This window comes from Anabaena subtropica FACHB-260 (genome assembly GCF_014697105.1).
In the GTDB taxonomy this organism is placed as follows: Bacteria; Cyanobacteriota; Cyanobacteriia; order Cyanobacteriales; family Nostocaceae; genus Trichormus; species Trichormus subtropicus.
This window is the reverse complement of record NZ_JACJRF010000008.1, coordinates 55,426-73,821: the sequence shown is the minus strand read 5'-3', so window position 1 is coordinate 73,821 and position 18,396 is coordinate 55,426. Positions and strand designations below refer to the sequence as shown.

Annotated in this window: 20 protein-coding genes; 12 read left to right on the top strand and 8 right to left on the bottom strand. The window is 39.4% G+C overall.

What is annotated here, in order from left to right:
- Window positions 1-18: 18 nt before the first annotated feature.
- The 6 genes from H6G18_RS06865 to H6G18_RS06840 all read right to left on the bottom strand — a co-directional run bounded on the left by H6G18_RS06865 (window position 19) and on the right by H6G18_RS06840 (window position 5,204).
- Window positions 19-462 carry an SRPBCC family protein gene (locus tag H6G18_RS06865; protein ID WP_190406343.1) on the bottom strand — a complete coding sequence of 148 codons (444 nt, stop codon included), beginning with the start codon at window positions 460-462 and terminating at the stop codon, window positions 19-21.
- 19 nt (window positions 463-481) lie between these two features.
- The gene (locus H6G18_RS06860; protein WP_190406342.1) at window positions 482-670 is read right to left on the bottom strand and encodes a CPXCG motif-containing cysteine-rich protein; all 189 of its coding nucleotides are present in this window, start codon (window positions 668-670) and stop codon (window positions 482-484) included.
- 79 nt (window positions 671-749) lie between these two features.
- Window positions 750-2,384 (bottom strand): B12-binding domain-containing radical SAM protein, encoded by a 1,635-nt coding sequence (locus H6G18_RS06855; RefSeq protein ID WP_190406341.1) that lies wholly within the window; start codon window positions 2,382-2,384, stop codon window positions 750-752.
- A gap of 21 nt (window positions 2,385-2,405) precedes the next feature.
- A complete protein-coding gene (locus tag H6G18_RS06850; protein WP_190406340.1) occupies window positions 2,406-2,660 on the bottom strand; it encodes a SemiSWEET family sugar transporter in 255 nt (84 codons plus the stop codon).
- Between the two features lie 326 nt (window positions 2,661-2,986).
- Window positions 2,987-3,172, bottom strand: coding sequence for a hypothetical protein (locus H6G18_RS06845; RefSeq protein WP_190406339.1), 186 nt, complete (start codon window positions 3,170-3,172; stop codon window positions 2,987-2,989).
- 1,060 nt (window positions 3,173-4,232) lie between these two features.
- Window positions 4,233-5,204, bottom strand: coding sequence for a DUF362 domain-containing protein (locus tag H6G18_RS06840; protein WP_190406432.1), 972 nt, complete (start codon window positions 5,202-5,204; stop codon window positions 4,233-4,235).
- Between the two features lie 239 nt (window positions 5,205-5,443).
- On the opposite strand from H6G18_RS06840, the gene H6G18_RS06835 reads away from it, so the two are divergent.
- The gene (locus H6G18_RS06835) at window positions 5,444-5,875 is read left to right on the top strand and encodes a DUF6006 family protein (RefSeq protein WP_190406338.1); all 432 of its coding nucleotides are present in this window, start codon (window positions 5,444-5,446) and stop codon (window positions 5,873-5,875) included.
- A gap of 70 nt (window positions 5,876-5,945) precedes the next feature.
- Here the strand turns inward: H6G18_RS06835 and H6G18_RS06830 are convergent, their stop codons facing one another.
- Window positions 5,946-7,361, bottom strand: a complete 1,416-nt coding sequence (locus tag H6G18_RS06830) for an aspartate ammonia-lyase (RefSeq protein ID WP_190406337.1) — start codon at window positions 7,359-7,361, stop codon at window positions 5,946-5,948.
- A gap of 187 nt (window positions 7,362-7,548) precedes the next feature.
- Here H6G18_RS06830 and H6G18_RS06825 point away from each other — a divergent pair, with 187 nt between their 5' ends.
- The 7 genes from H6G18_RS06825 (at window position 7,549) to H6G18_RS06795 (ending at window position 12,885) form a co-directional block, all read left to right on the top strand.
- The gene (locus H6G18_RS06825) at window positions 7,549-8,112 is read left to right on the top strand and encodes a Uma2 family endonuclease (RefSeq protein WP_190406336.1); all 564 of its coding nucleotides are present in this window, start codon (window positions 7,549-7,551) and stop codon (window positions 8,110-8,112) included.
- A 20-nt stretch (window positions 8,113-8,132) separates the two neighbouring features.
- Window positions 8,133-8,651: a CDP-diacylglycerol--glycerol-3-phosphate 3-phosphatidyltransferase gene (pgsA, locus tag H6G18_RS06820; RefSeq protein ID WP_190406335.1), complete on the top strand. Its 519-nt coding sequence runs from the start codon at window positions 8,133-8,135 to the stop codon at window positions 8,649-8,651.
- Between the two features lie 76 nt (window positions 8,652-8,727).
- Window positions 8,728-9,276 carry a shikimate kinase gene (locus tag H6G18_RS06815; RefSeq protein WP_190406334.1) on the top strand — a complete coding sequence of 183 codons (549 nt, stop codon included), beginning with the start codon at window positions 8,728-8,730 and terminating at the stop codon, window positions 9,274-9,276.
- Window positions 9,277-9,351: 75 nt separating this feature from the next.
- Window positions 9,352-10,245 (top strand): acetylglutamate kinase, encoded by an 894-nt coding sequence (gene argB / locus H6G18_RS06810; RefSeq protein WP_190406333.1) that lies wholly within the window; start codon window positions 9,352-9,354, stop codon window positions 10,243-10,245.
- Between the two features lie 159 nt (window positions 10,246-10,404).
- Window positions 10,405-10,926 carry a tetratricopeptide repeat protein gene (locus H6G18_RS06805; protein ID WP_190406332.1) on the top strand — a complete coding sequence of 174 codons (522 nt, stop codon included), beginning with the start codon at window positions 10,405-10,407 and terminating at the stop codon, window positions 10,924-10,926.
- A gap of 260 nt (window positions 10,927-11,186) precedes the next feature.
- Entirely contained in the window at window positions 11,187-11,921 is a 735-nt protein-coding gene (locus H6G18_RS06800; protein WP_190406431.1) for a DUF3153 domain-containing protein, read from the top strand.
- A gap of 541 nt (window positions 11,922-12,462) precedes the next feature.
- Window positions 12,463-12,885: a response regulator gene (locus H6G18_RS06795; protein ID WP_190406331.1), complete on the top strand. Its 423-nt coding sequence runs from the start codon at window positions 12,463-12,465 to the stop codon at window positions 12,883-12,885.
- A 10-nt stretch (window positions 12,886-12,895) separates the two neighbouring features.
- Here the strand turns inward: H6G18_RS06795 and H6G18_RS06790 are convergent, their stop codons facing one another.
- Window positions 12,896-13,075, bottom strand: coding sequence for a hypothetical protein (locus tag H6G18_RS06790; RefSeq protein ID WP_190406330.1), 180 nt, complete (start codon window positions 13,073-13,075; stop codon window positions 12,896-12,898).
- A 623-nt stretch (window positions 13,076-13,698) separates the two neighbouring features.
- Between H6G18_RS06790 and uvrC the strand changes: the two genes are divergently transcribed.
- The 4 genes from uvrC to H6G18_RS06770 all read left to right on the top strand — a co-directional run bounded on the left by uvrC (window position 13,699) and on the right by H6G18_RS06770 (window position 18,340).
- Complete coding sequence (uvrC, locus tag H6G18_RS06785) at window positions 13,699-15,582, top strand: excinuclease ABC subunit UvrC (protein WP_190406329.1); 1,884 nt, start codon at window positions 13,699-13,701, stop codon at window positions 15,580-15,582.
- 523 nt (window positions 15,583-16,105) lie between these two features.
- Entirely contained in the window at window positions 16,106-16,285 is a 180-nt protein-coding gene (locus H6G18_RS06780; protein WP_190406328.1) for a replication restart DNA helicase PriA, read from the top strand.
- Between the two features lie 952 nt (window positions 16,286-17,237).
- The gene (locus tag H6G18_RS06775; protein WP_190406327.1) at window positions 17,238-17,738 is read left to right on the top strand and encodes a DUF2231 domain-containing protein; all 501 of its coding nucleotides are present in this window, start codon (window positions 17,238-17,240) and stop codon (window positions 17,736-17,738) included.
- On the top strand, window positions 17,735-18,340 hold the full coding sequence (locus H6G18_RS06770) for a DUF2231 domain-containing protein (RefSeq protein ID WP_190406326.1): 606 nt from the start codon (window positions 17,735-17,737) through the stop codon (window positions 18,338-18,340). Before H6G18_RS06775 ends, H6G18_RS06770 begins: the two co-directional genes overlap by 4 nt.
- Window positions 18,341-18,396 lie beyond the last annotated feature (56 nt).

Here is an 18,396-nt window from a genome sequence, read left to right as displayed (position 1 = left end):
TTCTTCCCCCCAATTTCTCTATTCACACTCCCGTTTAGTGACATAGTGGCGGTAGCGAAACATTGCTTCTAATTGTGCTTGCACTAGCCAACCAGCTATAAACTCTATTGTCTCTCCACCAGGCATCACGTAGGAAATATCATCAATCAGTTTTGTTTTACCATTTTCTGTCTCAAATTGATGACGATGTATCCAAGACTCAAAAGGCCCAGATATTTGTGTATCAGTAAACAGACGATATTTTTCACATTCAGTGTGACGCGCTAACCAAGTCAAGGGTACAGGGCCAAGAAACAATTTAAATTCTGTGATTGCGCCTACTTCTAGTCCTCCTTCTCGGCGGACAACTTGCACTGGTTGCCAAGGTGGAGTTAGTAGTTGCAAAATATCCGGTCTTTCGTGGAATTTCCAAACTACTTCTGGTGGCGCATTAATTACTGAGGAATGTTGAAAGTGCCGCATGGAAAGAAAAACCTAATATTCAACCTTCGTATTCTGTATCAATTTCGATATCCAGGGAATCTTCATCAACCCGCACATATAAGATATTTGGGTGACAGCAAACTTGACAATCTTCAACGTAAGATTGCTGTCCACCAGCACTCAAATCAATAAAGGTTAAGTTTGGTTCACCACAATAGGCGCAATAAAATTCAGCTGTATTTTGCATTAATTTGTCAGTTGATCAACCTCACAGTTAGTAATTTCATCGCTTGGTGAAACACCAGATGATAACAAATCACTATCTACTAATTTAAGGGCTGTAGTTCTTTTTGAAAATGACTAGTTGCCTCAGCCAAATGCTTTAGTAGTGTAGACTGTGGTAGCGGCCCTTGCAAGTGGCTCCAAGGTAATACTTGCTCTGTAGACCAATCACGATGAACGTAAAATTCTAAGTCAGGGATTTGGCCTTTGAGTTGTTTAAAAGCACGTTTGTAACTACCCAAGGAGTCGCCAAAGTTGCGGGTGATTTCCAGAAGTTGGGAGATGCGGCGATCGCCTCTGGATATCAAAGCCTGTATGATAGACCAATTATAACTTTCTGGGCGAAAATCTATCCCTTGCGGTTTTAACTGTTTTTGCAAAGACTGCAAGCGCTTTTCTGCTTGACGATTTACTCCATACCATTGAAATGGTGTATGAGCTTTAGGCACAAAAGTACTACAACCTAGTGTTAATCGCAACCCTGGCGCAGCTTTCTTAATCGCACCCATCATTGCTACCGTTGCGTCTAAATCTTCTGCTTCTTCTCCTGGGATTCCCACCATACCGTATAGTTTCAACGCTGACAAACCACCGACTTTAGCATTGATAGCAGCTTGAATAATTTCGTCGTTATGGAGTTTTTTGTTGATAATTTGGCGGACTTTTGCCGAACCACTCTCTACAGCAATGGTAAGCGATCGCGTGTCTCGTTTCGCCAAAGTTTTGGCTAACTGTTCTGTCACCGTATTCGTTCGTACCGAGGCAATACTCAGCCGCACATCATCATACTTTGGTTGACTAATATAATCCAGCAATGTCTCAAATTCGGGATGCTGAGTAACAGAAGCACCCAATAACCCCAGCCGATTTGTAACTTGTAACCCTTTCTCAATAGCTGGAATTAAGGAGTTTTCCAAACTAGCCGTTCTAAAGGGTAATGTCAGATAACTAGCTAAACAAAAGCGGCACATTTCTGGACAACTCCGCACCACTTCCACCATGAAAATATTTTCCCATGCCGCCTTTTGGGTGACTACAGTTGATGCTGATAAAGTATTTCCCCGATAAGTCTGCTTCTGCACCACTGCGGGAATTTCTGAGGAAATCGGTTTAATTGAACTAATTGCACCATCTACTGATTGATACTCTACTGCATACAAACTAGGAACATAAATTCCTGGTACTTGTGCGAGTGCTTGCAGTTGAGTTTGTCTAGAAGCATTCCTGACTTCTTTATAAGTTTCAATCAAAGTACCTAGTAGATTTTCTCCATCCCCCAACAAAATTACATCAAAAAAATCAGCAAAAGGTTCTGGGTTAGCCGTTAAAACAGGGCCACCACCAAAAACAATGGGATGAGAATCATCACGATTACTAGTCCTAATGGGAATGGTTAAAGATTCCAGGAGATTGAGAATATTTACATAGTCCAGTTCCCAAGAAATCGAAAATCCCACAATTTCTGGATTTCTCGGCAATGGTTCATAAGTATCAGTAAATAGACGACTAACCTGCACATCACTACGCATTGCCAAAGTCGCCCATACTACCTGATAACCCAAGCTAGTGATACCTACCGTATACTCATTGGGAAAAGCAAATATAAGTGGTATGGCGTTGCTTTCTGGTGTAGCAGGCGTAAATAACAGGCGTTCAGTACTAAATAAAGAAGATGTCACAGGTATTTCATTAAAACATATCTATCTATATTTAATTTTAAGCCATAGAATTATCATGTTAAAAACTAATGTAGTAGCATTAGCAAAGATAACAGGCAATTGTTGCAGAATAATTCCATAAATTAGCCATAATAAGATCCCAGTATTAAAAAATATCAGCATCACAAAAGATACATCTTTTGCTGATTTACTTTGCCATGTTTTCAGCATCTGTGGCAAGAAGGAAAAAGTAGTTAATAAAGCGGCAGCAAATCCCAGAACTGTCACAAAATCCATGTAATTTTACTCTAGAAAATAATGCTTTAATTTAGGCAAATTTACGGTTATTCTTCACCATACTACTTTAGTAGACCACAAAATGAAAATTGTTGAATGCCATTACCCCAATGCAGATTAAAAATCTCCACCCATAAGGGGATGGAGATTTTGTCAGTGGTCAATAATATTTGCGTAGCGTGTCCCTTTGGGACAAGGATGGTTTGAAAGCGCCCACCTGGGAAGCTTTAAACCATATCAAAAACAACTGACACGCGCAGCACAGTAAAATCATTCCGCAACTATGCAACGCCCTTTTTGTCTAGAATTTTCATCTTCAAGTGTGTTTAATCCTCCCCTTGTTGGAGCTGATAGGTTATGGGTTGTGGGTTATTCGGAACATCGGTTGAATAGTGTCCGATAACAAACACAGGTAAGGTTAGAGTTACTAAAGCAATTATTGTTCCCACAATATCTGCCATACGATGGGAGTACGTATCGGAAGGACTGGCAGACTGGCTATCTGAATTCATACAAAGTTTAGAGTCAATCACATTACTTGTAAGTTTGCTCTCTTGAGGAGAGTCTCTCTACTATTTTAGCTATTTTCTACTGTCAAATGTGTGGTGTTTCAAAACATGAGCCAGTTTCGCAGACATCATAATTGTCGTTTTATGGTTGTTAATCTTGATACAAAGCTGATGATAAACATTGCCCAGTTATTCTAGTGACTGATTTGTGACGATTTCTGGATAGAATTAGTTGTCATTAGGTTAACTTTGGGTTAATAGCACCTTATGGGAAATGGCTTTTTTGATTATTTATACATATTAATTATTAACGTCAATGAGGTAATTTAATTAAGATTGTAACATCTCTAAATACTTTATGTAAGGTGTTTCTAGTGATTTAGCTTGTTAGGAACCTGGGATAAAAATACGAAATACTACTGAAGATATAAAGTCTTTTTTCTCCAATAAATAAATACATAACTGAAGACATAGGAAAATTTAACGAAATAGGTTTAGCAGAATTTTGATCCCCAGAACTACACACCGAAAAAATACAGATAAACTTGGCAATTCTATGAGCAATTGTGCGGAGATGCTTTTTTTGCCCTCCTTAGGCGTTGACACAGCCTTTCATTAAGAGATTCTCCGATCAAAAATGATCTGTCAATATACATATAGGTAGATTAATTGAATATGAATGTTGACGGCGTTGCTGATTAGTAGGATGATTTGCCGCTAACACGCAGAGACGCAGTGAACCAGCGCTGCGGGAGGGTTTTCCTCTCTACGAGACGCTACGCGAACCGCAGGCGACTGGTGAACCCGTTGGCGCAGCCTCTCTCAGAAAAGGGAGGCGCGGAGAATAGGAGTTTAAGAGTGTGAATTATTAATTTTCATCTTCATATTCAGCAACGTCATATTGACCGATGACTAATGAATAATGACTATATGATTAAAAAAACCGCCACTAGGTTGGGCGGTCTGGTTAAGCAATCGGAGGGTAATCTATAGACTACTCTGCTAATCTCAACATTGTTGTAGCAGGCTTTGCAGTTGTTTTTGGTTAAAAGCTCAAGGCAAACTACTGTCTACCATAAGCGCTCATTGGTTCTTTGATAAAGCGGATATAAAAATGTTTGAACGTGGATTTAATCACACGGGGCATAGCAAAATCAATGGGCATTAATTTGTCGGGAAGTCGCCAATCATCAATTTTTAATAAATCAGGGTGTAAGTTGGGAAACTCAATATCGGCAATTTCTGGACAAACTCCCAGCCTTTGGGATGCTGCAACGGTGGGTACTTGATGGGGGGGGACGTTGAGAATTTCTACCATTGCCCTGTCTAAAGCAAATATATCTGATGCAGCCGCCAATATACCCAAGGCACGAGGTTCGCCGCCACTGGGGCCATTACCTTCGTGACCGATAATGCCATCTAATATAGTTAAATCTGGGTTAATTGCCCTAGCAGTTTCCACCAACATTTCACCAAATCTGTCAGCATCTTTCCCAGCTTCCAGATGCCACCATGCTTTCATTTTGCCAGGAACGCAACCAAAGAGATTTTTTACTCCCAGGGTTAAAGTTAACTGGCTATGGGATTTAACTTTTGGTAAGTTAATCACCACATCTGCTTCTATAACTTCTTTACTCAGCAGTAGGTGATTAAAATTTTCACTTACAGTTTCGTAACGTTTCCCATGAAAATCGATGATTGGCAGATTAAGTTCTTGGATAAGCGACTGATAACCATTGGCTATTGCAACACCTTTAGCACTACCAAAAGCCGGGCTATCTCCTAAAAATGGTTGTCCACCTGCGGCGATTACCATCTTGGCAACAGCATAAACTAATTCGGGGCGAGTGGTACACTCTTTTGTGGGACGTGATCCTGTCAGCAAGTTCGGTTTAAGTAAAACTCGTTGTCCTGGTTTGACAAAAGTAGCCATCCCCCCAAGAGGTTCTAGCAAGGTGACAAGAGATTCCTGTAGGGCTTCCCGTTCGTAAGAAGTAGCCCGGATGAGGCTGACGGATGATTTTTGAGTCTGCATGGGTGATGGATGAATAAAAATGAGTAGAAAAATTAATACTCCCATTTTCTATCTTTTAGCTGGAAAAAGCAGGGGAGATGGGAGAGTAGGTTAAGCGTCGGCTATTGTTACTTTTTGGCTAGAAATGAAGATTAAGTTTCTGTTTCTCCAGCAGTTGCATAAATAGCGATAGTGATACCTATGAGTCAATAGATGATAAAGATTAACTTTAGATTTAGATATTCCATTGGTAAAGTATAATGGCAAACATCACAAAGTGGCTTTTGGGTTTAGCGATCGCTCCAGCAAGTTTAATACTAGTATCTAATAATGCTGAAGCTAGTCAAATTGCTAGTGAATGGTTCTTTGGCTCGTGGAATTGCAATATTGATGGTAGACCGGCTCAAATGGAATGGAAAGTAGTAGATGACCCAAAAACTACTTGTAGCGGTGGTGTTTGTTCTAGGACTTCTGGTGTCCGTCTCGTCGGGCGGTTTAGTGATAATGGTAGTGCGTGGGTTCCATTAGGAAGACGTTTTTCCAGCAGGCAAAAACAAGATTTAGGTATTCGTTATCTAGGCACAGAACAAGATAATTGGTATCTCAGATACAATAGTAGTACTAGGATCGCCAATGGTTGGACAACATGGCGGGGTAATCGCTACCCATTACAATGTCGCAAGCGCGGATGAATCAATTCAAAATGGTGTAGGGGAAATGGGGAAATTGTGAATCCCCATTAAGTAATACCAATTTTCTTGATTACTCTGTCTGGAGGGGTAAAATAAGACTCATTTGCTCAAGATTTAGCACGTTTGCTAATTCAGCTTCGCTCATCAGTCCTTTTTCTAAAACAATCTGCCGGAGAGATTTTCCAGTTTTTAAGGACTCTTTGGCGACATCTGCGGCATTTAAATAACCGATGTGGGTATTGAGGGCTGTGACTAAAGCTAAACTACCTTCGGCGTAGGCTAAACATCGTTCCTCATTGGCAGTGATTCCTTGAATGCAACGTTCTGTTAGAGAGGCGATAGTTAACCCAAGAATTTCGATGCTGTGAATTAAATTGTAGGCAATCAACGGCATCATCACATTTAATTCTAATTGTCCGGCTTGAGCAGCAAGAGCGATCGCCTGATCATATCCCATCACCTGGAAGCATACCATTGATGTCATCTCTGCCATCACAGGATTATACTTACCCGGCATAATTGAGGAACCAGGTTGCACTGGAGGTAGTTGAATTTCTTTGAAGCCAGTTTTTGGCCCTGAGTCCATCAGGCGTAAGTCGTGGGAGATTTTCGCTAAGTCTTGGGCTAGGTTGCGTAATGCGCCGGAAACATTGACAAATGGCGACATACTCTGCATTGCAGCCATGAGATGGGGGGCGGGTTGTAGTGGTAAGTTCAGTAATTCTGATAGCACTTCGACAACACGGGCGCGGTATTGAGGATGGGTATTTAACCCAGTTCCCGCCGCACTACCACCTAAACCTAATACCATTAAGTCTCCAGAGGCGGTGTAAATCCGATTTTGGTGTTCCGATAAGATGTATGCCCAAGCGGCGAAACTATCACCCAAACGCACGGGAACAGCATCCTGTAAATGGGTTCTGCCTGATTTGATGATATCTTGAAATTCTACAGCTTTGTATTCTAAGGCAGCGATCGCTTTTTCTAATGCTGGCTGTAATGTCCGACTAAGTGCCAACAAGCCACCGATACGAATTGCTGTAGGAATGACATCGTTAGTAGACTGTCCGTAGTTTACATGATCATTAGGGCTAACTCTTTTGTAATTCCCCTTTTCTTCACCGATAATTTCCAAAGCTCGATTTGCTAAGACTTCGTTAATATTCATGTGGTGGGAAGTCCCTGCACCAGCTTGATAGACATCAACAACAAACTGATCTCTTAACTTCCCGGCGAGAATTTCATCGGTTGCTTGGACTATCGCTTGACTAATATCTTGGGGAATGCACCCTAGTTCTCCATTGACAATAGCTGTAGCTTTTTTAATCAAAAGACCTGCATCTACGTAGGTAGGTAAGGGCTTGATGCCGCTAATGGGGAAATTCTCGATTGCCCGTTGGGTTTGAATACCGTAATAAACATCACTAGCAATTTGGCGATCGCCCATTGAATCGCGTTCAATACGAAAATCTGTATTTTCAGTCATATTATTGTTGGGATAATCTCAAGATACAGATCATGCCATGCCAGTAGACTAAATACTAGTTCGTAATTAAGAAAGTCATGTATGGGAAAATCTCTTTCTGCTTTACTCAGAAATCCCTACACCCATTTTTACTATTGATTTTCGAGTTAGGCTAAACTTAGCATTAAATGGGAGAAGGTAAAATCTTATGATAAAAACACCAACTCAATCTATAACTTTGGAAGAATTTTTAAAGTTACCAGAAACAAAACCAGCTAGTGAGTATATCAACGGCGAAATAATTCAAAAGCCTATGCCTCAAGGTAAACATAGTAGACTACAAATTCAATCAGCTAATGCAATTAATAATGTGGTAGAATCCCGAAAAATTGCCTTGGCTTTACCAGAATTACGTTGCACTTTTGGCGGACGTTCCATCGTTCCAGATGTAGCAGTGTTTGCTTGGCAGAGAATACCTGTAGATGAAAAAGGTAATATTGCTAATGTCTTTAATACATATCCAGATTGGATAATTGAAATACTATCACCTGATCAAAGTACAACTAAAGTCACCAGAAATATTTTACATTGTTTAGATCATGGTACTAGCTTAGGTTGGTTAATTGATCCAGAAGAATCTAGCATTTTAATTTATCCACCCCACCAGCAACCAATATATTTAGAAAATGAAGAAGATATATTACCTGTGCCTGAATTAGTTAGTGATTTGCATTTGACATTGGGACAATTATTTGATTGGTTGAAATTATAGAAGATTCTTCACCCAAAATCATGACTTTACCAAACTGGATTACCTTTTCTCGCCTTCTTGGTGTACCATTTTTACTCTACGGTTTATATGACTCTACATCACAGGCTAGGTGGGTGTGTTTGGCTATTTTTTTAGTTGCAGCATTAACAGATTGGTTAGATGGTTATTTAGCGCGGAAACTTAACCAAGTTAGCGATTTGGGCAAATTTCTTGATCCATTGGTAGATAAATTTTTAGTATTAGCACCGTTATTAGTGTTAGTTGAATTGGGAAAAATTCCGGCTTGGGGAGTGTTTTTGATTTTAGCGCGAGAATTAGCGATCGCTGGTTGGCGAGTTAATCAAACAACGATTACAGGGGCGAATATTTGGGGTAAGCTGAAAACTGTGAGTCAGATAGTAGCGATCGCTCTTTTAATTGCACCTCTATCATCAGATTGGCAACTATCATCTTTAATTGCTTTTTGGTTTTCTGTAGCTTTGACCCTAATCTCTGGAATAATTTATCTTTTACCGCAGAAAGTCAACCAAGTTGAATGAACAGGGTGTGGGGTGTAGGGAACCAGTGAACTTAAAAGCAGGGGTTTCAAATCTAAAAACGGAGAATTAAACGAGAGTGAGTAGTTTATTACAGGGAGTCAACCTATATTTAATCGGTATGATGGGGGCTGGTAAAACTACCGTAGGACATTTACTCGCCAAGCAATTGGGCTATGCCTTCGTAGATACTGATGATATTATTGCCCAAGCTGCCAAAAAATCCATCAATGAAATATTTGCCGAAGCTGGGGAAGTTGGGTTTCGCCAGATAGAAAGCGATGTTTTAGCCCAAGTTTGCGCCCATACCAAGTTGACAGTGGCTACAGGTGGCGGTATTGTCTTGCAGCGAGAAAACTGGGGTTACTTGCACCACGGTTTAATTGTGTGGTTAGATGTGCCGATAGATTTACTTTATGAGCGTTTAGCAGAAGATACCACAAGACCACTTTTACAAGATATTGACCCCAAAGGCAAACTGCGATCGCTCCTCGAACAGCGCACACCACTATATAAACAAGCAGATTTGCGGATTCCTGTCAACGCTACAGAAACACCAGAACAAATTGCCGATAAAATTATGCAGGCAATTCCCAGCGTCTTAAAACCAACTACTGTTAATTCTTAATTCGTCATGGATCATCAAAGCCGCAATTACGAATTATACTAAGCTGCATAAATATTAAGTTTCAACGGCTCCTCAATGATGGTCAACGATATTGAGTATATCAGGCAAGCTGAAGCGACTCGTGTACAGGTACTAAGCGAAGCACTACCTTATATTCAACAATTCGCCGGTCGCACCGTCGTCGTTAAATATGGTGGTGCGGCGATGAAAGATAGCTCCCTCAAATACCAAGTTATCCGCGATATAGTCTTTTTATCCTGTGTGGGTTTGCGACCGATATTAGTACACGGTGGCGGCCCAGAAATTAACAGTTGGTTAGATAAACTGGGAATCGAAGCACAATTTAAAAATGGGCTGCGAGTCACCGATGCTCCCACAATGGATGTGGTAGAAATGGTCTTGGTGGGTCGAGTAAATAAAGAAATTGTCTCTCTGATTAACCAAGCTGGCGGTTTGGCTGTAGGACTCTGTGGTAAAGATGGTAACTTAATTACCGCCCGTCCCCAAGGTCAAGAGGGTATCGGTTTTGTTGGGGAAGTCAGTAACGTTAACATCAAAATCTTAGATACCTTGGCGAGTAACGGCTATATTCCCGTTGTTTCCAGCGTTGCTGCCGATGAATCGGGACAGGCTTATAATATTAACGCTGACACTGTAGCCGGGGAAATTGCCGCCGCCTTAGGAGCAGAAAAATTAATTTTATTGACAGATACCAGAGGTATTTTAAAAGATTATAAAGACCCTGGAACCTTGATTCCCAAAGTAGATATTCGTGAAGCCCGCGAATTAATTACGGCTGGTGTCGTTAGCGGTGGGATGATCCCCAAAGTCAATTGTTGCGTGCGATCGCTCGCTCAAGGAGTACGAGCTGCACACATCATCGATGGCCGTATTCCCCACGCCTTACTATTGGAAATCTTCACAGATGTGGGGATTGGGACAATGATTCTCGGTTCTCAGTATAGTTAATTTATAAGTGATACCATTCCTAATTTTGAATTTTGTTGGCGGAAGCCTTGCCGCAGGCTATTTTGAATTTTGAATTGGTATGACTGGGGTAATGGGTAATAATTTTACCTTCTGCTCCCCATTCCCCATCTTAAAGACAGTGCTGATTGGTGTACAAAAGTGAGTACAGAAAGTTTAGAACTAGCGAGAACGCGATATCAAGCAGGCAAATTTGCTGTTGAAAATGGGCAATATCGAGAAGCAGTAGAAAATCTCGAAAAAGCCAGCGCACTAGTGGCGCGTAACTCTCGTCTTGGGGGTGAAGTAGAAATTTGGTTAGTTACAGCCTATGAAGCAGCCGGACGAACTGAAGATGCGATCGCCCTTTGTCAACAACTTTGTCGTCATCCCCACTCAGAAACCAGCCAACAAGCCCGACAGTTGCTTTATATCTTGCAAGCACCAAGATTGAAAAGACCTAGTAATTGGATGACAGAGATTCCCGATTTAGGCACATTGTCTGATAATGAACCTAAAACTCGTGTAACAGCCAAACCCCGTCAACCCAATGAACGCAAAGCACCTGCTGAAATTGAATTTGTTGATCTCTCCCAAGTCAATACTCAAGATAATCGTTTTATCTGGATTGCTTTAATTGTGATTGGATTGACTATCTCATACTTAGTTTGGTTGGGTTTTTAGACCCCCATCAAATTTTAATTTCTGGCGCTCACCAGAGAGGCAGAGAGAGGGAAAGGGCGCTTGACTTTCTTCGGAGTAAAAGCTCCTTCCCCGTCTCTCCCCCTTGCTCCCTGCTCCCCTACCTCTTTTGACTAAGCCGGAAAACCCATCCAAAGCAGTGGCTCAAGCTTTCAAGACGAATTTTAAATTAGGAGCGAAGCAACGTGACTGCTCAAAACAAAATTAAGAACCCCATCTTTTTATTAGTGCTGTTCACAGCCATGCTGTTGACTGGTTGTGTTCAGTACGATGTAGGGGTGAATTTTGATAACTCTAATCGTGGTCAATTGGTGCAGCATATTAAATTGGCAGAAAAGCTGACCAGTTTTAGTGGCGATTATGTGTATGAATGGTTAAACAGCATAGAACGCCGCGCCCGTAAATTAGAAGGTACGGCAAAACGTATTTCTCAAGAAGAAGTGATTGTCACCATTCCTTTTAGTAATGGTCAGGAATTACAAACCAAATTCAACGAATTTTTTAATTCTCGTTCTCCCCAAACATCTGAAACTGAAGCAGATACAGGGAATGAAGAATTTCCCAAAATAGCATCAAATTTGTTGTTAACACAAAACAACTTTCTCCTAGTAGTCCGCAATCAATTAATTTATGATTTAGATTTGCGATCGCTCTCTTTAATTGCCAGCAAAGGTAACGTTTTAGCTGATACTGGTTCTATTCTCGATTTAAAATTTGCTTTAAAGACACCTTGGGGAGCTAAAAGCATTCAAAGGACAGAAACCGCCGTTCAGCCAGAAAAACAAGGTGGACAATTGGTATGGCAACTACAACCCGGTGAACTCAACCATATAGAAGTCGTATTCTGGCTCCCCAGTCCTCTAGGTATTGGTGGGTTGTTAATTATTCTGTTTATCTGGGGCGGAATATATCTAAGATATACATTTATGCCAGACCCCAAACTTGAATTGGCTGCCAAATCCGTAGTAACAGAATAGTACGGTGGTATACAACTTTCTCTCAAACCTAACCCCCAACTCCTTACCTAGTAGGGAAGGAGAGCAAGACTCAAACCCGAAAAAATCAGGAACGAGTAAAATACCCATCCCACAAAACCATCAAAATTATCTCGCAAATATGCAACGCCTAAAATAAATTCCAGTAAAGGGGCTATCAGTCCCTTTTTTTTACGCATTCTTAACCTGACTCATCTAGAATAAAATGGTTATCAATACTACTAGACATTAAATTTCTTAAGTGTATTTACGCTAATCCCCAAAAAAACATTATTTTGAGAATTTGTTCTACCCTTCTGCGCATAAAGCAAAATAATTTAGATACTTTATGTGGTATTTTGCTTAATTTTATATATTAAACTAAAATTACTTATTTATAGATACCAATCAATATGTTCTTGAGCAATTTCTAAATTTGCATTATTTCCTTTTATTTTCTAAAATGTGTCTAATAATTTATATACACAATTGGTTTCAGTATTTAGCGAAGTTTTTTCATTGTTAATATAAAGTAGTATGTAAAATGACAGTACATTTACTGACAAAATATCAACGCTTTCAGTTGCATCCTCTAAAACGTATTTTAATTGTTGAAGATAATGATATCAATAGGATGTTGCTGAGTGATTATCTGAGTTACAGTGGTTATGATGTCCAAAGTTTATCAGATGGCTCAATTTTCTTTAAAACAATAGAGAAATTTCAACCTGATTTAATTTTATTAGACTTGAAGTTGCCAGATATTGATGGATATTATTTACTACAGCAAATCCAGCAACAGCAAGATTTATCTAAAATACCAGTTATTGTTGTTTCAGGTTTTGCTTTTAAAATTGACCAAGAAAGAGCTATTGATTTGGGCGCTCGTAGTTATTTTGTGAAGCCTATAAATTTAAATGCCTTACTCATAAAAATATCCGAAGAGTTAGCCGTTAACTGCATATAGTTTTATTTGTTTATTTCATTTTTTCTTTATTAATAAACTCCTCCATATTTTCATTTATATTCTGTACAGAATTACCAATAGTATATATTTTACGTTGCAATTGTTCTAGTAATAAAACGGCGGATTGAAGTTCATTGAGTGCTTCAGCCATAGCATCTCTATAAGAAGTTTCAAAGTCGTTTATATTCATTTTATTCTGTCTCCAAAAATTATGTAAATATTTATGTTATCAATGATATTCATAAAATTAAATGTGTGAATCCGTTAATTTGCTTAATTTTAAAATATAAATGCTTAATAAAATTAATGAATATAAAAAGTTAGAAAAGAGTATAAAGACAACAATAATATTGTTACTTGATCTATGGTAAATTTTGCTAGAATAATGAAATCAATAAGTAATTGCACACAAATAAAAGCATTTTTCTCACTATAAATAAAGTTCTAGTTAGTTTGATTTTAAATTATATACATAGTGGTTACAGCATAGCCTAAACAAGGGTTTTAAGCTTACAATATTAATTCATGTATCTTTGTTAGGTTTAATTTCTGAACTACTCAATTGGTTGATTTAGAGATTTTTTAGAAAATTTCTTGTATTGATAAATAAACAAAATCATCAATATAAAAAATGGCTCATTACATCAAAAATTTGAAAAACCCTAATACAGGAATTCTAGTATAAATATAAACAGACAATAAAGTAGATATTGACTTTATGTTCGCTTGATAAAAATTCGTCTCCTCAGCACAAAGCGGTAATTTTTCTTAAAATAAGCATAGGTAAATTTGTAAGATTACCTGTTTGAGATTGTGACAACATCTGCTCAGATACAACCACTGGTTAAAGATTCAGAACGTTTAGAAGCTCGTCTGTCCGAAATTCCACCGGAACCCGGCGTTTATTTCATGAGGGACGGGAGCGATCGCATTATTTATATAGGAAAATCACGGAAGTTGCGATCGCGGGTTCGTTCCTATTTCCGCGAAGGATACAACAAAACTGAACGCATAGCCACCATGGCCAAGCAGGTGACAGAAATTGAATTCATTGTCACCGATACCGAAGCTGAAGCCTTGGCGCTAGAAGCCAACTTAATCAAGCAGCACCAGCCATACTTTAATGTCCTGCTCAAAGATGATAAGAAGTATCCTTATGTTTGTATTACTTGGTCAGAAGATTATCCTCGCATTTTCATCACTCGTAGACGACAACTAGGGAAAGAAAAAGATAAATACTACGGGCCTTACACTGATTCAGGTTTGTTAAGAGAAATATTACGCATATCTAAGCGGATATTTGCACTACGACAACGCCCACAACCGTTATTTAAAGACCGTCCTTGCTTAAATTATGATTTAGGTAGGTGTCCGGGGGTGTGTCAACAGCTGATTTCACCGGAAGAATATCGGAAAACTGTGCAGAAAGTGGCGATGGTGTTCCAAGGACGGACTCAAGAATTGATTGATATCTTGAGTGAACAGATGCACAAAGCTGCGGAGGACTTGAAATTTGAAGTAGCAGCGCGGATTCGTGATCAAATATCTGGGTTGAATTCCCTGACTGCGGAACAGAAAGTTTCCTTACCAGATGATACCGTCTCACGAGATGCGCTCGCACTTGCAGCTGACGCACAACACGCCTGTATTCAATTATTCCAGATTCGCGCCGGGCAATTGGTGGGACGTTTGGCTTTTGTCGCCGAATCCCATGCTGAACCAGGAGCGATTTTACAACGAGTACTAGAAGAACATTACCAAACGGCTGAATCTGTAGAAATTCCCGCAGAAATTTTAGTACAGCATGAGTTACCAGACGCGGAAATATTAGCCGATGTCTTAACCCAGCGTAAGGGAAGAAAAGTGACAATCTTAACTCCCCAGCGCCAAGTTAAGGCAGAATTAATTGAGATGGTAGAGCGTAATGCCCAGTATGAATTGCAGAGAATGCAGAAAATGGGCGATCGCAATCACCAAGCAACCCAAGATTTAGCTGCTATTCTCGATTTACCTGACTTACCCCACCGCATCGAAGGTTACGATATTTCTCACATTCAAGGATCTAATGCGGTAGCTTCCCAAGTCGTGTTCATCGACGGATTACCAGCCAAGCAAAATTATCGCCACTACAAAATAAAAAATCCCACAGTCACCATCGGACACTCAGATGATTTTGCCAGTTTGGCTGAAGTCATCCAACGACGCTTCCGCAAGTATGCAGAAGATCCGCAATTATCACGAGTCGGGAATCCTGACTGGCCTGATTTGATTATGATTGATGGCGGTAAGGGTCAGTTATCATCGGTAGTTGCTGTTTTGCAAGAAATGAACTTATTAGAAGACTTGCGGGTGATCAGTTTAGCAAAACGGCGCGAAGAGATTTTCTTACCGGGGGAATCTCAACCCTTAAAAACTGATGCAGAACAACCGGGAGTGCAATTGTTGCGACGACTACGGGATGAAGCGCACCGTTTCGCTGTGAGCTTCCATCGTCAACAGCGAAGTGATAAATTAAAGCGATCGCGCTTAGATGAAATTTCTGGTTTAGGACACCACCGCCAAAAGCAGCTGCTAGCTCATTTTCGCTCTGTTGACTATATTCGCCAAGCCACACCCTCACAAATAGCAGAAGTTCCAGGGATAGGCCCACATCTAGCTCAAGCCATTTACGATTATTTTCATCCCTCTAGTCTTTAACCCCTATCAAAACAAGTTATGGGTAATTTATCTCTAAAGCACTATTACCCATTACCAAGCAATAACTCAGCAAACATAACTAATATCTTTAATCACTAGCGTTGCCAGTTTTGCATAAATTATCTTCTAAAGATATTGCCACTTAAACCTTAAGCAAAGATTAAGAAAATTATTTTGTTACTAAAGATACAGTATTTTCTAGCTTTTGAATTTTGAATACAAAGATACCTTTTGTGTGTGTTTTTGATTAATGCTCATAATGTATCTCAAAGCATTAGCATCGGGGATCAGTCAATATCCATGAAATATTGTCTTAGCAGACTAACTCAATATATCCCAAGTAAGATGGTGAAATTACCAAAATACTAGGATAATGGTTTAAGTTAATAAAACTGTTCAAATGTAAAATTTTAGTTAAATAAACAGCCATAGTTGTTTTTGGTTGTTAATTTAGACAAACCAAAATATATTTTGGTTTCCTTTAGCAAATATCATCAAAATAGTTAAAACCAGGGATTTTTCAATGCAAATAATACAAAAAATTTACTGCCCTAATTGTGGTAGTAATGCTGAACGTTATTATCTAGCAGATAGTGAATTAACAAGAACACAATGCCCAAGTTGTGACTACTTGATGATCAGTTGCACCCGTACAGGAAAGGTGATTGAAGCTTATGCTCCTGGCATTCATGTACATCGTTAAAAATGAAATATTGCTTTCCATTGAGAATATACATAAATAGACTTGTGCTATCTCTTCATTAAAAGTAGGTTTTGCAAATAAAAATGCCTTATACATATCAACTGTATCTAAAGGCTGAGTGAGAAAAGATTGCAAACTTAATTTTGCTTTTAACAGTGCAGAGATTCCAATAAGTCAAAATGTCTTGATGTGATTAAGTCAATTTATGTGGTGTGAGAGGCTGAACCACCTCGTTTAACTTTTGTTCCCCGAATCTAAATATATTCTCTATGCTGTTGTGTCTCTGTGGTTAAATAAAACAGCTTTAAACCACAGAAGCATACAGGCATAGAGAATAAACATATATATATTTTTACCTGATAGGGCTAATAATAGCCTACATACACATATTAAAACTTTGCACAAATGATTTAGATTTTCGATAGTATTAGAAATAATAAATAGAGTTTTATTGATTAACTTTTTTATTTACAAATAACTATTGTATTGTTAATTACAAATTAATAATTGATAGATGTTGCTATTGCACATTTAAATAATTTGTATATGCAATATACTGAAATAGCTAGGGAAGATACATTATAAAACGCTTATTTTTGCTAGCCACAATATTTTTATAAATTTGTTGTAATTACTTTTGACAACAATTAAAAAAATCCTTAAGCTAATAAATAGGTCTCACCAAATAGCCAGACAGCAGCAATTTTGTTAGGTAAATTAAAAATCGCTGTTGCAGCGTATCAGCATGAACAAATAAATTAACCTCAATCATTGACTATAAATAATAGCCTCACCCAATTTGTTGATAACAGGGCTGATACTAGCGTGATTAGACTACGCCACGCAAACCTGATAAACAAATTCCGGTCATGTGTGAATGCCTATTTTGATGTGAGTAATGTCGATCATTGAAGTTTAGCTGCGGTGCAGTAAATATGTCTAGGAGAGGACAATGTTTGATTTTCTTACATCTTTGAATGACCACAATTTACCCTATCCAGATACGATACATCCCATCGTTGTTCACTTCGTAATTGCGATGGTAGTGTTTGCTTTTGCTTGTGATGTAATTGGTTATTTCACTGGTAAAACTCGCCTATTTGAAGTGAGTTGGTGGAATATGTTTGTGGCAACGATCGCCATTTTTGTTGCCATTATTTTTGGTCAATTTGAAGCCGGTTTAGCCAAACCTTACGAAGTGGCTAAATCAGTCTTGAATCTGCATACCCTAATTGGCTGGTCACTTTCGGGAATTATCGCCGCCCTAACAGCATGGCGCTACGTCATCCGTCTCCGCAATCCCCAAAAAGTCCCCTTTTATTACTTGGGTGCAGGGTTGGTGTTAACCATGATAGTTGGTTTGCAGGTATATCTCGGTGATCAACTGGTGTGGATATATGGACTACACACCGTACCAGTTGTTGAAGCGGTAAAGGAAGGACTTCTGCCATGAACTCAGAACTAATTGACCAATTAAACATTCAACTGGGGGCGAATGGGCTACCTTACACAATTCCCATTCACCCGAACCTAGTTCATTTAACCTTGGGCTTGTTCATCATCGGGATTACCTTTGATATCGTTGGCGTACTGTTCCCCTGGGACAAATGGGTTTTCAAATTTTTGGCGATTACTGTAGAACGGGAAAACTTCTTTGATGTTGGCTGGTACAACATGGTTGGTTCCACCATCATCACATTTTTCACAGTAGCCGCCGGCTTTTATGAAATGTTCCTCGCCGCACCAGCACCGGAAATCAAAAGTACTTGGGGATTACAAGCCATGCAAACCATGCTTTGGCATGGTGTAGGTGGAGTATTCCTTTTAGGTCTAATTGCTGTGATGACTCTATGGCGGGCATGGCAACGCTACGTTTGGTCTATAGGAGAGGAGACACAAGTGCAGTGGGGCTATCTGGTAGCAGGTGTAGCCATCATGTTTATCATGTACCTCCACGGCACACTAGGAGCGCAACTAGCAGCCGAATTTGGCGTACATAACACAGCAGATAGCTTATTGCGATTAGGTGAAGACCTCAACACCATGCTCAAGTAATACCAATTCAAAACTCAAAATGCCAAAAATCAGATTACACCCAGATTTAGGGTTTG

Bases quoted from the DNA above. Each gene is read 5' to 3' on its own strand.
- H6G18_RS06865 (WP_190406343.1), bottom strand. From the start codon at position 462: ATGCGGCACTTTCAACATTCCTCAGTAATTAATGCGCCACCAGAAGTA.
- H6G18_RS06860 (WP_190406342.1), bottom strand. From the start codon at position 670: ATGCAAAATACAGCTGAATTTTATTGCGCCTATTGTGGTGAACCAAAC.
- H6G18_RS06850 (WP_190406340.1), bottom strand. From the start codon at position 2,660: ATGGATTTTGTGACAGTTCTGGGATTTGCTGCCGCTTTATTAACTACT.
- H6G18_RS06845 (WP_190406339.1), bottom strand. From the start codon at position 3,172: ATGAATTCAGATAGCCAGTCTGCCAGTCCTTCCGATACGTACTCCCAT.
- H6G18_RS06840 (WP_190406432.1), bottom strand. From the start codon at position 5,204: ATGCAGACTCAAAAATCATCCGTCAGCCTCATCCGGGCTACTTCTTAC.
- H6G18_RS06835 (WP_190406338.1), top strand. From the start codon at position 5,444: ATGGCAAACATCACAAAGTGGCTTTTGGGTTTAGCGATCGCTCCAGCA.
- H6G18_RS06830 (WP_190406337.1), bottom strand. From the start codon at position 7,361: ATGACTGAAAATACAGATTTTCGTATTGAACGCGATTCAATGGGCGAT.
- H6G18_RS06825 (WP_190406336.1), top strand. From the start codon at position 7,549: ATGATAAAAACACCAACTCAATCTATAACTTTGGAAGAATTTTTAAAG.
- pgsA (WP_190406335.1), top strand. From the start codon at position 8,133: ATGACTTTACCAAACTGGATTACCTTTTCTCGCCTTCTTGGTGTACCA.
- argB (WP_190406333.1), top strand. From the start codon at position 9,352: ATGATGGTCAACGATATTGAGTATATCAGGCAAGCTGAAGCGACTCGT.
- H6G18_RS06800 (WP_190406431.1), top strand. From the start codon at position 11,187: ATGCTGTTGACTGGTTGTGTTCAGTACGATGTAGGGGTGAATTTTGAT.
- H6G18_RS06795 (WP_190406331.1), top strand. From the start codon at position 12,463: ATGACAGTACATTTACTGACAAAATATCAACGCTTTCAGTTGCATCCT.
- H6G18_RS06790 (WP_190406330.1), bottom strand. From the start codon at position 13,075: ATGAATATAAACGACTTTGAAACTTCTTATAGAGATGCTATGGCTGAA.
- H6G18_RS06780 (WP_190406328.1), top strand. From the start codon at position 16,106: ATGCAAATAATACAAAAAATTTACTGCCCTAATTGTGGTAGTAATGCT.
- H6G18_RS06775 (WP_190406327.1), top strand. From the start codon at position 17,238: ATGTTTGATTTTCTTACATCTTTGAATGACCACAATTTACCCTATCCA.
- H6G18_RS06770 (WP_190406326.1), top strand. From the start codon at position 17,735: ATGAACTCAGAACTAATTGACCAATTAAACATTCAACTGGGGGCGAAT.